This is a genomic window from Streptomyces sp. NPDC048442 (genome assembly GCF_040651475.1).
Taxonomy (GTDB): Bacteria; Actinomycetota; Actinomycetes; order Streptomycetales; family Streptomycetaceae; genus Streptomyces.
In genome coordinates, this window is sequence record NZ_JBEZKB010000001.1 from 533939 (window position 1) to 546786 (window position 12848).

General features: G+C 69.4%; 12 protein-coding genes. 10 read left to right on the forward strand and 2 right to left on the reverse strand.

The features are described from left to right. Window positions 1–19 precede the first annotated feature (19 nt). The 10 genes from AB0D18_RS02545 (at window position 20) to AB0D18_RS02590 (ending at window position 10207) form a co-directional block, all read left to right on the forward strand. On the forward strand, window positions 20–451 hold the full coding sequence (locus AB0D18_RS02545) for a minor capsid protein (RefSeq protein ID WP_362411456.1): 432 nt from the start codon (window positions 20–22) through the stop codon (window positions 449–451). Window positions 452–460: 9 nt separating this feature from the next. After that, window positions 461–934 (forward strand): hypothetical protein, encoded by a 474-nt coding sequence (locus AB0D18_RS02550; protein ID WP_362411459.1) that lies wholly within the window; start codon window positions 461–463, stop codon window positions 932–934. Then, on the forward strand, window positions 934–1434 hold the full coding sequence (locus tag AB0D18_RS02555) for a hypothetical protein (RefSeq protein WP_362411462.1): 501 nt from the start codon (window positions 934–936) through the stop codon (window positions 1432–1434). The genes AB0D18_RS02550 and AB0D18_RS02555 overlap by 1 nt, the downstream gene beginning before the upstream one ends. Before the next feature lie 218 nt (window positions 1435–1652). Continuing rightward, on the forward strand, window positions 1653–4550 hold the full coding sequence (locus tag AB0D18_RS02560; RefSeq protein ID WP_362411465.1) for a hypothetical protein: 2898 nt from the start codon (window positions 1653–1655) through the stop codon (window positions 4548–4550). Window positions 4551–4558: 8 nt separating this feature from the next. Continuing rightward, window positions 4559–7888 carry a hypothetical protein gene (locus tag AB0D18_RS02565; RefSeq protein WP_362411468.1) on the forward strand — a complete coding sequence of 1110 codons (3330 nt, stop codon included), beginning with the start codon at window positions 4559–4561 and terminating at the stop codon, window positions 7886–7888. Window positions 7889–7898: 10 nt separating this feature from the next. After that, window positions 7899–8375 (forward strand): hypothetical protein, encoded by a 477-nt coding sequence (locus AB0D18_RS02570; protein WP_362411471.1) that lies wholly within the window; start codon window positions 7899–7901, stop codon window positions 8373–8375. Window positions 8376–8438: 63 nt separating this feature from the next. Next, window positions 8439–8663, forward strand: a complete 225-nt coding sequence (locus AB0D18_RS02575) for a hypothetical protein (protein WP_362411474.1) — start codon at window positions 8439–8441, stop codon at window positions 8661–8663. Further along, a complete protein-coding gene (locus AB0D18_RS02580) occupies window positions 8663–9439 on the forward strand; it encodes an N-acetylmuramoyl-L-alanine amidase (protein WP_362411477.1) in 777 nt (258 codons plus the stop codon). Before AB0D18_RS02575 ends, AB0D18_RS02580 begins: the two co-directional genes overlap by 1 nt. 8 nt (window positions 9440–9447) lie before the next feature. Beyond that, on the forward strand, window positions 9448–9828 hold the full coding sequence (locus AB0D18_RS02585) for a hypothetical protein (protein WP_362411480.1): 381 nt from the start codon (window positions 9448–9450) through the stop codon (window positions 9826–9828). A 46-nt stretch (window positions 9829–9874) separates the two neighbouring features. Beyond that, complete coding sequence (locus AB0D18_RS02590; protein ID WP_362411483.1) at window positions 9875–10207, forward strand: hypothetical protein; 333 nt, start codon at window positions 9875–9877, stop codon at window positions 10205–10207. 744 nt (window positions 10208–10951) lie between these two features. Here the strand turns inward: AB0D18_RS02590 and AB0D18_RS02595 are convergent. Both AB0D18_RS02595 and AB0D18_RS02600 read right to left on the reverse strand, forming a co-directional pair. Next, entirely contained in the window at window positions 10952–11497 is a 546-nt protein-coding gene (locus tag AB0D18_RS02595) for a flavoprotein (protein ID WP_362411486.1), read from the reverse strand. After that, on the reverse strand, window positions 11494–12537 hold the full coding sequence (locus AB0D18_RS02600; protein ID WP_362411489.1) for a hypothetical protein: 1044 nt from the start codon (window positions 12535–12537) through the stop codon (window positions 11494–11496). Before AB0D18_RS02600 ends, AB0D18_RS02595 begins: the two co-directional genes overlap by 4 nt. Between the last annotated feature and the right edge of the window lie 311 nt (window positions 12538–12848).

Here is a 12848-nt window from a genome sequence, read left to right on the forward strand (position 1 = left end):
GCCCCCCTTGGAGGTGCTCGTGGGCTACACCGCTGACCTCCTCGACGGGATCGCCGGACTCATCTCCGGCGCAGGTCTGGCCGTCTACCGGCCAACCGGGATCTACACCCCGGCGGAGACCGGCATCGTCTTCTCCGTCATGCCCGATACCCCGGACCGGATCGTGTGCCTGTCGACGTACCCGGTCGAGGACCCGGATCTCTCCGACGCGATCACCGGGATTCAGATCCGGCTGCGGGCCAGCCGCGACCCCCGCGACGTCAACGACCTCGCGGACGACCTCCTCGACCTGCTCCACAACCGGCAGGCAGAGCAGATGGGTTCCGCGTGGGTGGCACTGCTGTGGCGGCAGTCGCAAGCCCTGATGGGCCAGGACGAGCACGGCCGTATGGAGCTGGCCGCCAACTACTACGCGCGCACCACCCGGTCCGCGCCCAACCTGTACGAATAGGAGGCCGTCATGTCGACGCCTACCCCTGTGACCGCGCTCGCCCGACGGTGGCGGCTGGAGATCAACATGGGCACCGACGTGGCCCCGGACTGGCAACTCTGCCCCGGAGTCACCGAGTTCAAATGGACCGCCGACCCCAACCATGAGGACAGCACCAGCTACGACACCGACGGGTGGAAGGAGAACACCAAGACGGCGCAGGAGTGGGAGGTCGAGGCGACGTTCAACCGGAAGGTCTCCAAGGACAGCACCTCGTACTCCCCAGTCCACGAGGCAATCAGGCTGGCGTTCTTCGCGTACGGCGACCCGTCCGAGGTCGACCTCCGCTTCTTCGACCGCAATGGCCTTCCCGAGGCGTACCGGGGCCGCGCGCTCCCCGCCTGGGAGCCGCAGGGCGGCGAGAGCAGCGACCTCGACCAGGTGCAGGTCACGTTCACCGGCACCGGCCCCCTGGCCCCGATCACGAACCCGGTGACCCCCTGATGGCGGGCAACTTCAAGGTCCTGGAGGAGTTCCTCGGTGACTCCCTCGACCTCCCCGTGAAGTGCACCGACGGCAAGATCCGCACCTTCCACATCTCGCCGTGCTCCGCCGAGGACGGCCTCCGCGTCGAGAAGCTCATGGAATCCGGCATGCGGATGGCCGCAGACGGCGCCGAACCCGAGGCCGAAGTACTCAACGACGCAGCCGAGATGGACCTCTACCGCGTAGCCCTTGGCACCGCGTACGACGACGCAGTGAAGCACCTCGCGTGGCCGCGCCTTCGCCACGTCGCTCTTACCGCAGTCATCTGGATCTCCCAAGGGTTGCCCGCCGCCGAGGCGTTCTGGGCTGCGGACGGCGACCCTTCTCAAGCAGCCCCGAATCGGGAGGAGCGCCGCGCCTCATCCCGTGCGGCGAAATCGACCCCGAAACGGGGCTCGCAGAGTGGTACGAGTACCCCGCGGGCTACCAGCCGCGCCCGGAAGGCCGCCAAGACCTGACGTGGGGCGCCCTGCTGGAGCAGTGGGCGCTCATTGAAGACGACCTCCACGAGACGTACGGCATCGACGTCGACTCGGGGATCCTCCGGGAACGGTCGTGGCGGTGGCTGCGCCTGCGCATCCTCGGCCTCCTCAGCTCGGATACCCGCCTGAACAGGCATTTCGCACCACCTGAACACAACTCCACAGCGCGCTAGCTAGACACGAGGGGGTGGACCATGGCCCTCCGCCTTGGCGAGCTGGTCGGCGTCATCCGTGCCGACGAGTCCGGATGGATCTCCGGTCTCGGCGCTGCCCGCCTACACATGCAGGGCCTCCAGCGGGACACGGAGGGCCGCCTCCGTGACCTCAACGGGCGGTTCGTCACCGCTGGCCGTACGGCTGGGCGGGGCATGGGCCAGGCCCTGACCGAGGGCTCCCGAGCGGCGGCGGCCGGGCTCGGTGTGGTCGCGACGGCGGCGGCAGGCATCGGCGCAGGGGTGCCGGCCGTCGCTGCGGTATCGACCGCCCTTGGCGGGCTGGCTGCGGGTGCAGTTTCCGCGGGCATCGCGGTCAAGGCGTTCAGCCTGGCGGTGAAGCCACAGATGGAGGGCGTTGCCGAGGCGTCCGAGGCCGCGGAGAAGGCGGACGACGCCCACGAGAAGGTGCTGCTGAAGAAGCAGATGGCCGCCAAGCTCGCCACGAAGGGCGGGAAGGCGTACGAGTCCGCGCTGAAGGAGGTTGCCTCCGCATCCAAAGCTGCGCGGGAGGCGGATGCGGCGGCCGAGGCGCAGATGCAGGGCCTGCCCCCGGCGACGCAAGCGACCGCGCGCGCGTTCGCAGGGCTGAAGGGCGATTACAAAGCCTGGTCCGACAGCCTGTCGGACACGACGATGCCGGTCCTCACGGACGGGCTGACCTTGCTGCGGTCGCTGCTCCCAGCGTTGACGCCGTTCGTCGAGGCGGCGGCCGGGGCACTCCGGCGGTTCATCGGGGAGATCCAGGCCGGCGCCGACGGTGGCGGTATCCAGGCGTGGGCGCAGGGCATGGCGGCTGCGGCCGGACCCGCCCTGTCAAACTTCCTGGCAGTCATCCGCAACCTCGCGGTCGGCTTCGGCGGGCTGCTGGCCGCGTTCGCCCCGGCCTCGGCCGGGGTCACGGGCGGGCTGGTCTCGATGACGGCAGCGTTCGCGGCGTGGGGCTCCAGTCTCAAGGGGTCCGCGGGCTTCGGGCAGTTCATGGAGCTGGCCCGTCAGGGCGGGGCCACGCTGGGCACCCTGGCGCGTGCGGCTCTGTCGGTGATCGTGGCTCTGGCGCCGCTGATCGGCATCACGACCATGCTCGCCGTGAACCTGGCGAAGGTGCTCAACGCGCTCCCGCCGGGGGTGGTGAACACTCTGGCGCAGGCGGTCGCCGCGATCGTGATCGGGATGAAGCTCTGGGCGTTGTACGGGGCGGTGGTGGCGGGTGCCACGAAGATCTGGGCGGCCGCTCAGTGGATCCTGAACAGTGCGTTTCTGGCCTCGCCGATCACGTGGATCGTGGTCGGTATCGCCGCGCTGATCGCGGTGATCGTGCTGATCGCGACCAAGACGACGTGGTTCCAGACCGCGTGGAACTGGGCGTGGAACGGCATCAAGGCCGTCGTTTCGGCTGCGGTCGACGGGATCCTCGCCGCGATCGAGTGGCTGGGTCAGCTGCCAGGAAAGATCGGCGGCTGGGTAGGCGCCGCGAAGGACGGGTTGGTCCGCAAGTTCGTCGAGATGGTCGTCTGGGTGGCTGGGCTCCCGGGCCGCATCTGGGGCGCGATCTCCGGGCTGGCGTCCACTCTGTGGCGGGCGGCGACGACGGCGTTCGAGCGGTTCAAGGTCGCAGCGATCACCAAGGCGGCGCAGTTCATCATCTGGGCCCGCGGCATCCCGGGCCGGATCGGCTCAGCCATCGGAAATCTCGGCCGGTTGCTGCTGGACAAGGGAAAGGCGGTTGTCCAGGGCCTGTGGGAAGGCATCAAGTCCATGGGGAGTTGGATCGCCGGGAAGGTCGCGGGCTTCGCAAAATCGATGATCCCCGGGCCGATCGCGCGGGTTCTGGGCATCGCTTCTCCGTCCAAGGTCACCAGGGCGCAGGGGCGTTGGGTCGGCCGTGGTCTGGTCGACGGGCTCACCGGCACCGGCAAGCAGGTCAAGGCCGCGTCCACACGCCTCGCGGACATCGTGGCGGACTCGATGATGCCGGGCCGCGCCCGCTCCAACGCCCTCAACCTGATCGGCTCCCGGCAACGCCAACTCCTCACCCTGGCCAACCGGGAGAGCTCACTCGCCGCCCGGATGAAGACGGCCTCCAAGTCGTACGCCGACCTCATCAAGAACCGCGACAAGCTCGCTGCCGACGTGAAGAAGGGGGTTCTGGACGGCGCGAACATCACCTCCGGCACCAACGAGGAGACGACCGCCAGCAGCATCCTCTCGACCCTCTCCGCGCGCGTCGCGCAGGCGAAGCAGTTCGCTGCGAACCTCGCCTCCCTCCGCAAGAAGGGCGTGTCCGGTGACCTGCTCACGCAGATCGCGCAGGCCGGTGTGGAGCAGGGCTCGGCGGCGGCCGGCGCCCTGTCATCCGCGTCGAAGGGACAGATCGCTGAACTCAACAAGCAGCAGCGCCTCTTGGGCACGGCAGCCGGGCAGGCGGGGATGGTCGCGGGCAACGCGATGTACGGGGCGGGCATCGACGCCGCCTCGGGGCTGATCCGGGGGTTGCGGTCGCAGCAGTCAGCGATCGAGCGGCAGATGCTCGTCATCGCGCGAGGCATGTCGACGTCGATCAAGCGCGCCCTCGGCATCCGGTCGCCGTCGCGGGTGATGGCCTCTCTCGGCCAGTACATCCCGGCCGGACTCGTGCAGGGGATCGCGTCCGGACAGTCCGCTGTGGACCGGACGATGGCCGGACTCGTGTCCGTCCCACGCCCGGGGCAGGTCGGTATCGGTGCAGGTGGCTCGGTTTCCGGACAGTCCGGATCGCAGTCCGGACCGTCACAGACGACGATCCGCATCGAGGTTGCTGGCCCCGATGAGATGAAGCGGCTCATCCGCCGGATCGTCAAGACCGACGGTCGCGGTGACGTACAGATCGCATTCGGATAGGAGGCACGATGGCGTTCCCGGAGACCCCGCTCGGCACCCTTATCGAGATGCAGGTCGGAGGTACCTGGACAGACATCACATCGGACGTGTTGCTCCGGGACGTCATCACGCACGACCGCGGGCGCCCGGACCAGGGCGCCCGTACGGACCCGTCGAAGTGCACGATGACGCTGAACAACCTCGACGGCCGGTACTCGCCGAGGAACCCGTTGTCGCCGTACTACGGGCTGATCGGCCGCAACACCCCGATCAGGGTGTCCGTCCCGGGGCCGGAGTCCTACCTCCAGCTCGACGGCTCTCTCGTCGCGGCCGCCTCCACGCCGGATGTTGCAGCCCTGGACATCGTCGGGGACCTCGACATCCGGGCGGAGGTCACCCTTGACTGGGACCGCGAAGGCACGCAGTACATCGCCTACAAGTGGGACAGCGCCACCAGCCAGCGCAGCTACATGCTGTCCACCACCACCACGCGTCTCACGCTGAACTGGTCGACGAACGGCACCAACTCCTTCTTCGCCGACTGCCCCCTGCCGTCCCTCCCTCGCCGGGCAGCCGTACGCGTCACCCTCGATGTCGACGACGGCACAGGGGGGTTCACCGCCCGTTTCTACTGGGCGGCCGCCCTTGACGGGCCCTGGACGCTGCTGGGGACAGCCAGCGCGGCAGGCATTACCTCCATCTACTCCGGCTCGGCCCTGCTCAAAATGGTGGGCTTCGAGGGCCGCTTGCACCGGCTGGAGCTGCGCTCGGGCATCGGCGGGACGGTGGTCGCCAATCCCGACCTGCGGAGCCAGGCATCTGGGGCCCCGGCCTTCACGGATGGGGCTGGGCGGCTCTGGTCGGTGGTGGCACCCGCTGAGATCACGAACCGTAACGTCCGCGTCGTGGGCGAGGTGTCGTCGTGGCCCCCGCGGTGGACGGCCTCGGGCAAGAGTGCATGGGTACCGATCACCGCATCGGGGGTGCTGCGCCGGTACGGGCAGGGCCAGAAAGGGCTCGACTCCACGCTGCGCCGGCGCATCCCCTCGGGCAGCCCGTCGGCGTACTGGCCGATGGAGGAGGAGCGGGAGGCTGTACAGGCGTACTCGCCTACCGCCGGTGTACTGCCGCTGCGGGTCTCTGGGGTTGAGTTCGGGGCGGAGGACTCCCTCCTGGGCTCCGCCGCCCTGCCCAAGGCAGGGCCCGCCGCGTCCTTCTCGGGCCGGGTCCCGGGCTCGGGTACGGGCTGGCATGTGGAGATGGTCTACCGGCTGCCCACCCTTCCCGCCACGCAGCAAGAGATGCTGCGCGTCCAGGTCGCCGGGGCCAGCATGGCATGGGCCACGGTGCGCGTCGGCACGGGCGGCATCCGCGTGGAGATCAGGGACGCTGACGACACCGTCACCGCCTTCTTCAACTTCACCGACACCTCGAACTTTGCCGGGGTCTGGAACCGTCTTCAGCTCTTCACTGCCGTGGATGGCGGCAGCACGTACCTGGCCGCTGGATGGCTGGACGTCGTCACCGGTGCCTTCTCCTACTCTCGCACCGTCTACACCGGCACCCCGGGACGCGCCGTGGGTGTCAGCGCCTCGTGGGGTGCGTGGGCCGACGGGGTGAGCTTCGGACACCTCGGCGTCTGGAACGGCGTCAGCCCTCCGTGGACCCCGGCCGCCGCTGCGATCACCATCTACAACGGCGCAGACGATGGCTTCCAGGGAGAATCCGCCCTCGACCGTATGCGCCGCCTCGCGGTCGAGGAGTCCATCCCGCTGCGCACCTACGACGGCGACACCTTGATCGCCTCCGAGCGACTCGGCCCGCAGCGCCCGGCACCGATGTTGACGCTGTTGGAAGAGTGCGCCGCCGCCGATGGTGGTGTTCTGCATGAGGACCGGGAGCGACTCGGGCTGCGCTACCGGGACAGGTCCAGCCTCTACGGGCAGACACCGGCGCTAGTCCTGGACTACACGGCGGGCGAGGTCGCGCCGCCGCTGGAGCCGGTGGAGGACGACTCCCGTCTCCGCAACGACGTCACCGTTACTCGCAGCGGAGGCTCCGCCGGACGGGTGGTACTGGAGACGGGGCCACTGTCCGTGCAACCGCCGCCGGCCGGAGTGGGCCTGTACGACGAAACGGTGACCCTGTCGCTGTACAAGGACGAACAGGCCGCCCAACAGGCGGCGTGGCGGCTCTACCTGGGCACCGTGGACGGGGTGCGGGTGCCGTCGGTGCACGTCCAGCTCCACGCCGCACCCCAGCTCGTCCCTGCGGTCCTCGGTCTCGATGTCGGGGATCTCGTACGGATCGTGAATGTGCCCGCGTGGGTGGGCAGCGGCACCCTGGACTTGATCGTTGAGGGGTACCAGGAGGAGATCGGCGTCCGGACCTGGGATGTGGTCTTCGCCTGTTCTCCGGGTGCGCCGTGGACAGTGGGCGAGGTTGAGGACCCAGTCGTCGGCCGTGCGGACACCGACAGCAGCGTGGTGGCTGCCGCAGTGACTTCGTCGGCAACGGTCCTACCCGTGGCGGTCACTGCGGGCCCCCGGTGGGTGCAGTCGGCGGCCGGACTGCCGGGGAGTACTCCGGCGGAGCTACCGGTGGACGTGCAGGTCGGTGGGGAGGTCGTGCGGGCTACAGCGATTGAGCCGTGGGGGTGGGATTCGTTCGGGCGCAGTGTGGCCGCGTCTTGGGGCACTGCGACGTCTGGCCGGGCGTGGACGGAGACGGGCGGGGTGGCGGCGGACCGGTCGGTGGACGGCTCCCGTGGGGTTGTCACCCTGACGGCGAACCCGACCACTGTGCGGTTCCAGACTACGGACGGGGCGGTGGGTGATGCCGAGGTACGGGTGCGGATGTCCGCCTCGGCGGTCGCCACGGGCGCCTCGATGATCCCGGCCGTGCTCCTGCGGTACGTGAACGGCAGCACCTACTACCGGGCGCGGCTGCACTTCGGTACTGCGGGTGCCATGTTCCTGTCGGTGTCCCGCGACACCACGCAGGTCGGGAGTGCGCCCACGCTGCCCTGGACATACACCGCGGGCGACGAATTCGAAGTGCGGGTCACGCTGACCGGGCACACGATCTCGATGCGGGTATGGCCGGTGGGCACGGAGGAGCCGGTGGGGTGGCACCTGACGGAGACCATCATGGCGGACACGATCGCGGCCGGGGCGATCGGACTGACCGCGTCCGCCTTCGCGGGCACCACCAACGTGGCACCGCAGCTCAGGTTCGACCAGTTCGAGATCACCAACCCGCAGCGGTTCACGGTGGCCCGCTCCATCAACGGCATCGCCAAGGCCCACCAGGCGGGCTCTGACGTACGCCTCGCCCAACCGTCGATCACCGCACTCTGAGGAGGCACCCGTGGCGTACGCGCCGTGGCTGGCCGGGCAGCGCATCACCGCGCAGCGGCTGGCCGACATCTCCGGCACCTGGACGTCCTACACCCCCACGTGGGTGGGGCTGACCGCGCTCGGCGCTTCCGCATCGACGGGCAGATGGGCGCGGATAGGGGACACCATCCACGTCATCGTCGCGCTTTCCTGGGGCACCGGCTCCACGATGGGCACCGGCGCCTTGACTGCGTCCCTGCCTGTGGCCGCGTCGGCGGCGCCGCTGTCTCCAGGCGGGTGGCAGGGCCTCGGCCGGTACGTGCCAGGTGACGGTTCGTCGTGGCGCATCATGGCGGGCCTGGTGCAGCCGGCCGCCACGACGATGAATGCCTTCGTCGTTCGGTGGACGGATTCCGGCTACGTGAACCCTGGCACCACGCCGACCCCTGGCTATCCGTGGGCGGCCGGGTCGTCGATGCGCCTGGAGGTCACCTACGAGGCCGCCTGACCCACCCCCTACTCCCTCGCCCCGTGCCGCCTGGCCGGGGCTTCTCTCATGTCTGGAGTCTCCATGCAGTCTGACGACATTGCCCACCGGTTCGCCTTCCACGCCGCCACGACGGAGGAGAAGCGCGACGAGCACACCAGCGTGCGGCAGGCCTGCCGACGTCTGGCCGACGAGCTGAACGAACGGTGTCCGGAGGGCCGGGAGAAGAGTCTCGCGGTCACGAAGCTGGAGGAGGCCATGTTCTGGGCCAACGCCTCCATCGCGCGCGCTGGAACGGAGGCTGGCTGATGGCGACTCCCCTGTCCTTCGACCGGTTCGTGGCAGCGCTGCGCGCCGAGGGCCTCACGGTGAAGGTCGTCGGCGACGCAGCGACCCACACGCGCACCAGCTCGTCCCGCCCGTGGGGGCCAGTGAACGGCGTGATGATCCACCACACCGTCACCCGACGCCCGGCCGACCCCGTGTCGATGTGCCGCATCGGGTACTCCGGGCTGCCGGGCCCGCTGTGCCACGGCGTCATCACGAAGGACGGCGTCGTCCACGTCGTGGGGTACGGGCGCACCAACCACGCCGGGGGCGGAGACCCCAAGGTGCTCGCCCGGGTGATCGCCGAGGACTACGGCGACCGGCCACCCGCCCCGACCAAGGGCAACGACGACGGAGTGGACGGCAACGCGCGCTACTACGGGTTCGAGTGCGAGAACCTCGGCGACGGCCGCGACCCGTGGCCTGCGGTGCAGGTGGAGGCGATGGAGCGTGCTGCGGCTGCGGTGTGCCGGGCGCACGGCTGGTCGTCCCGTTCGGTGATCGGGCATCGGGAGTGGTCGGACGACAAGGTCGACCCGAAGGGCCAGCCGTTCACGAACCTGGCGGACTTCCGCGAGGACGTGGCCGACCGGCTGAAGCGCCGCCCGTCTACCCCGTCGACGTACACGGTGCGGTCCGGGGACACCCTCGGCGCGATCGCGAAGAAGCACGGCACCACCGTGGCGGCGCTCGTCCGCCTGAACGGGATCAAGGACCCCGACCGGATCGCGGTCGGCCAGACCATCAGACTGAAATGAGGACCACCGTGAAGATCTTCGGCCGCGAGCCTGTCTACATCCTCGCGTTCATCGCCATCGCCCTAAAGTTGTCCGCCGCGTACGGCTTCGACGTCAGCGGCGAACAGCAGGGCGCCATCATGGCAGTCCTCTCCCTGCTCGTAGCAGTCGCCACTGCGGTCGTGCTCCGCACCGGCGCGGTTGGTGCATCCATCGTGAACTTGGGGCAGGGCGCGCTGGCACTGTTCCTCGCGTTCGGCCTGCACATGACCGCCGAGACACAGTCGCTGTGGATGGTCGCCATTGAGGGAGCGGTTGCTCTGGCTCTCCGCCGTGAGGTGGAGGCGCCGGTGCCGGTGCTGCCGCTGGAGTTGAAGAGCCCGGTGCAGCGCCCGGCGCGGATGACCTGAGAGTGGCTGCACTGTCGCCCCTCTGACCCGCCAGGAGGATATGCACGTGGACGCTGCGACGCTCGGCGCTATCGGGACGATCGTCGTCGGGCTCGCAGCGGCCACGGCTGCATGGATCGGTCAGCGCTCGTCGGCAAGGGCCGCCCACCAGGGCGCGGTGATGACCGGGTTCGGCTCCCTGGTCGACCAACTCCAGGAGGAACGCAATGGCCTCCAGAACAAGTTGACGACCGCCGAGGCGGCATTGGCCGCGGCGTACGCCGAGCTCTCGCGCGAGCGTGCTGACCGGGCTGCACTTCAAACGGAGATCGCGTCACTCCAGATCCTGATCGCCGACCTTGAGCGGCAGCTCGCACACCTGGGAGGGCCTGCCTCGTGAGGACCAGAATCCGGCGCCGGCCTCGGCGCACGCGCGGTCTGCTGCACCGGCGGTGGCGGCCGATCGCGGTGGCGGCCGTCCTGCTGGTCCTCTCCGGGGCGGTCGTCCTGGTGTGGGTGAGGATCGAGGTGGAGTCCCGGCGGACGGCGCAGGTGGCTGCGGAAGCGGACCGGCGGGGCGACGCGGTGTCCACGCTCGCGACGGACGTACGCGTGCTGCGGGCACAGATCCAAGCGCGGGGCGGTACTCCGGCTGCTCCGGATCCTGCGGCGGCGGTGGATGATCTGCCGGACCGAGCGGAAGTGCCGGTGCCGATCCCGGGACCGCCGGGGCCAGCGGGTGCGCGCGGCCCTGCGGGTGATCCGGGCCCGTCGGGTTCGCCGGGTCGGCCGGGTACTCCGGTACCTGGTGCGTCGGGGCAGCCTGGCGCTCCGGGCGCGGACGGGGATTCGGTGGTAGGTCCCTCGGGCCCGGCGGGTCCTGCTGGCCCGGCCGGTGCTGCGGGTCCTGCCGGTGAGCGTGGCCCGCAGGGTGAGCCAGGCCGGGACGGGGCGGACGGTCAGCCGTGCCCGGAGGGGTACAGCCTCCAGCCTCCGGCCGGTGATCCGGATGCGCTGGTCTGCCGACGAGAAGGGGCCCCGCCCCCAGAGTCCTCGTCGCCTGCGACGCTCTTCTACCGCCGGAATCCGTGAAGCGTTCCCCCTCTCGCCTTCGGGCGGGAGGGGGCTTTCGCCATGTCCAGGGTCAGCGCGTCAGCTCGGCGGCGAGACGCAGAGCCCGTGACCACGGATACTTCTCCAGCTGTTCGCCGCCGGTGCCAGGTTCGTGCGGCTCCCACTCCCCCGGTCCGTACAGGACTCGCACCCCCCACTCGCGGAGCACGTTCACTGAGCGACGCGTTGCCGGATGAGCGTCCAGGGCGGTGGACCAGAACGGCAGCACCACGACGGGTACGCCGACGCCGACCATCTCGGTGACGAGCCCCAACGCGTAGGTGTCTGCAATGCCCTGGGCCAGCTTGTTAGCCGAGTTCATCGTCATCGGGGCGCACACCACCGCGTCCGCCTTCGGGTTGCTCTTTTCCTCACCCGAGCGACGCCACGATGAACGAACCGGACGGCCCGTCATCTCGGCCAGCCCCGCCTTGTCGATGAATCCACCCGCGACTGCGGCAGGCGTACCGATGACACAGACCTCCCACCCGTCTTCGACCGCCTCGCCCACCAGCTTGCCGAGATCTGAGGCGGGGCCGGCCGCGCACGCAATGACGTAGAGGACTGGGCACTTCATGCTGGCACCGCAGCGCGCAGTGCCAGCTGCCTCAATTCCGGAAGCCGCCCCGCCCGATCGCGTGCCACCATCTCGCCGATCAGGTCCTTCACCACCGGTCGCGACAAGACCTCTTCCTCCGCTTCCTTCTCCGCTTTCAGCAGCGCCGTCACCGCCTTATCTGGCTGCCCGCACATGTGCAGGGCCCGCGCCACGTCCATCCAGTAGACCGCGCGACGCTCCGTCACGGCGAGCTGGGTGACGTCGACCTTGCGTGCAGCGTCCAGCGCCTGGCCCGCGTTTCCCAGGGTCAAGGCGATCGACAGCCGGTGCTGCTGCACGTTTTGCAGGCCGAACGCGGTCCACTCCAGGTTGCTGCTCTCGTCGAGGAGCTTCGCGGACCGGCCCGCCTGGTCAAGGAGTTCAGCCGAGGTGTCCGCGTCTCCACCGACCGCAGCAGCCCAAGCTCCGCGCAGGAGCAGCGCACCGAACACCGCGGTCTTCGCAGGGGCCTTGCGGGACACCTCTCCGCTCAGCTGGTCCGCTGCGACGATAGCGATTCGGATTGCTTGCTGCTTGTGTCCGACCGCGGCAACTGCCTGCGTGAGGCAGCGGGAAGCCGCCGCCACCAGGGCGGGATCTCCCACCCGGCGGGCTGCCGCCATTGCTCGCTCCGCCGCTACCCATGCCGATGCCGTGTCCTCTGCCTTGAGTAGGAGGGACGCCGCCACGTGAAAAGCGTGGACGGCTGCAACATCAAGCTCACGCTGCTCAGCCTCCGACTCACGAGGCTCGATAAACTCAATCAGCAGGCCGGGAAGTTTCCCCGCCAGTTGCGAGTATCTGCACGCCTGCACCTGCCGCTTCGCGGACGCGGTCGCTTGGACGATGGAGTCGACGCTGCTGGGTCGCGATGGTGCAGGCAGCGTGCCCGTCAGCACATCACGGATGCCCGAGACCGGATCGGTTGGTGGGGCTGCGAGTAGGTCGCGGGCGGACGTCGGCAGTATGGCGGCGCCGACTGCGGTCGCAGAGCGGGCCACGAAGACACGTCGATTCACTCCTTCATCGTGAACCGGTCCTAAGCCTCCTGATGCCGAGAGGTTCCGTGGCGGCCTGCGGAACCCGAGCTCTTCAGGGGAACGTCCGAACATCGCGGTCAGCACTGTGCGGGCTGGCGGGTGGGGCCATCCTGGCTTCGGGGATTCCCAACGTCGGATCTGCCGGACGGTCACTGTGGCGTCAACGCCCAGCTCAGCGGCCTTCTCTTGAAAGGCGTCGACGAAGAGTTCCTGCGTGGGGATCCCGGCGGCAAGGCGCGCCTGGACGAGAAGTGGGTTTCCGGGCGGCGCTGGCATGGTGGGCCTCCACG

Bases quoted from the DNA above. Each gene is read 5' to 3' on its own strand.
- AB0D18_RS02595 (WP_362411486.1), bottom strand. From the start codon at position 11,497: ATGAAGTGCCCAGTCCTCTACGTCATTGCGTGCGCGGCCGGCCCCGCC.
- AB0D18_RS02555 (WP_362411462.1), top strand. From the start codon at position 934: ATGGCGGGCAACTTCAAGGTCCTGGAGGAGTTCCTCGGTGACTCCCTC.
- AB0D18_RS02565 (WP_362411468.1), top strand. From the start codon at position 4,559: ATGGCGTTCCCGGAGACCCCGCTCGGCACCCTTATCGAGATGCAGGTC.
- AB0D18_RS02560 (WP_362411465.1), top strand. From the start codon at position 1,653: ATGGCCCTCCGCCTTGGCGAGCTGGTCGGCGTCATCCGTGCCGACGAG.
- AB0D18_RS02580 (WP_362411477.1), top strand. From the start codon at position 8,663: ATGGCGACTCCCCTGTCCTTCGACCGGTTCGTGGCAGCGCTGCGCGCC.
- AB0D18_RS02575 (WP_362411474.1), top strand. From the start codon at position 8,439: ATGCAGTCTGACGACATTGCCCACCGGTTCGCCTTCCACGCCGCCACG.
- AB0D18_RS02550 (WP_362411459.1), top strand. From the start codon at position 461: ATGTCGACGCCTACCCCTGTGACCGCGCTCGCCCGACGGTGGCGGCTG.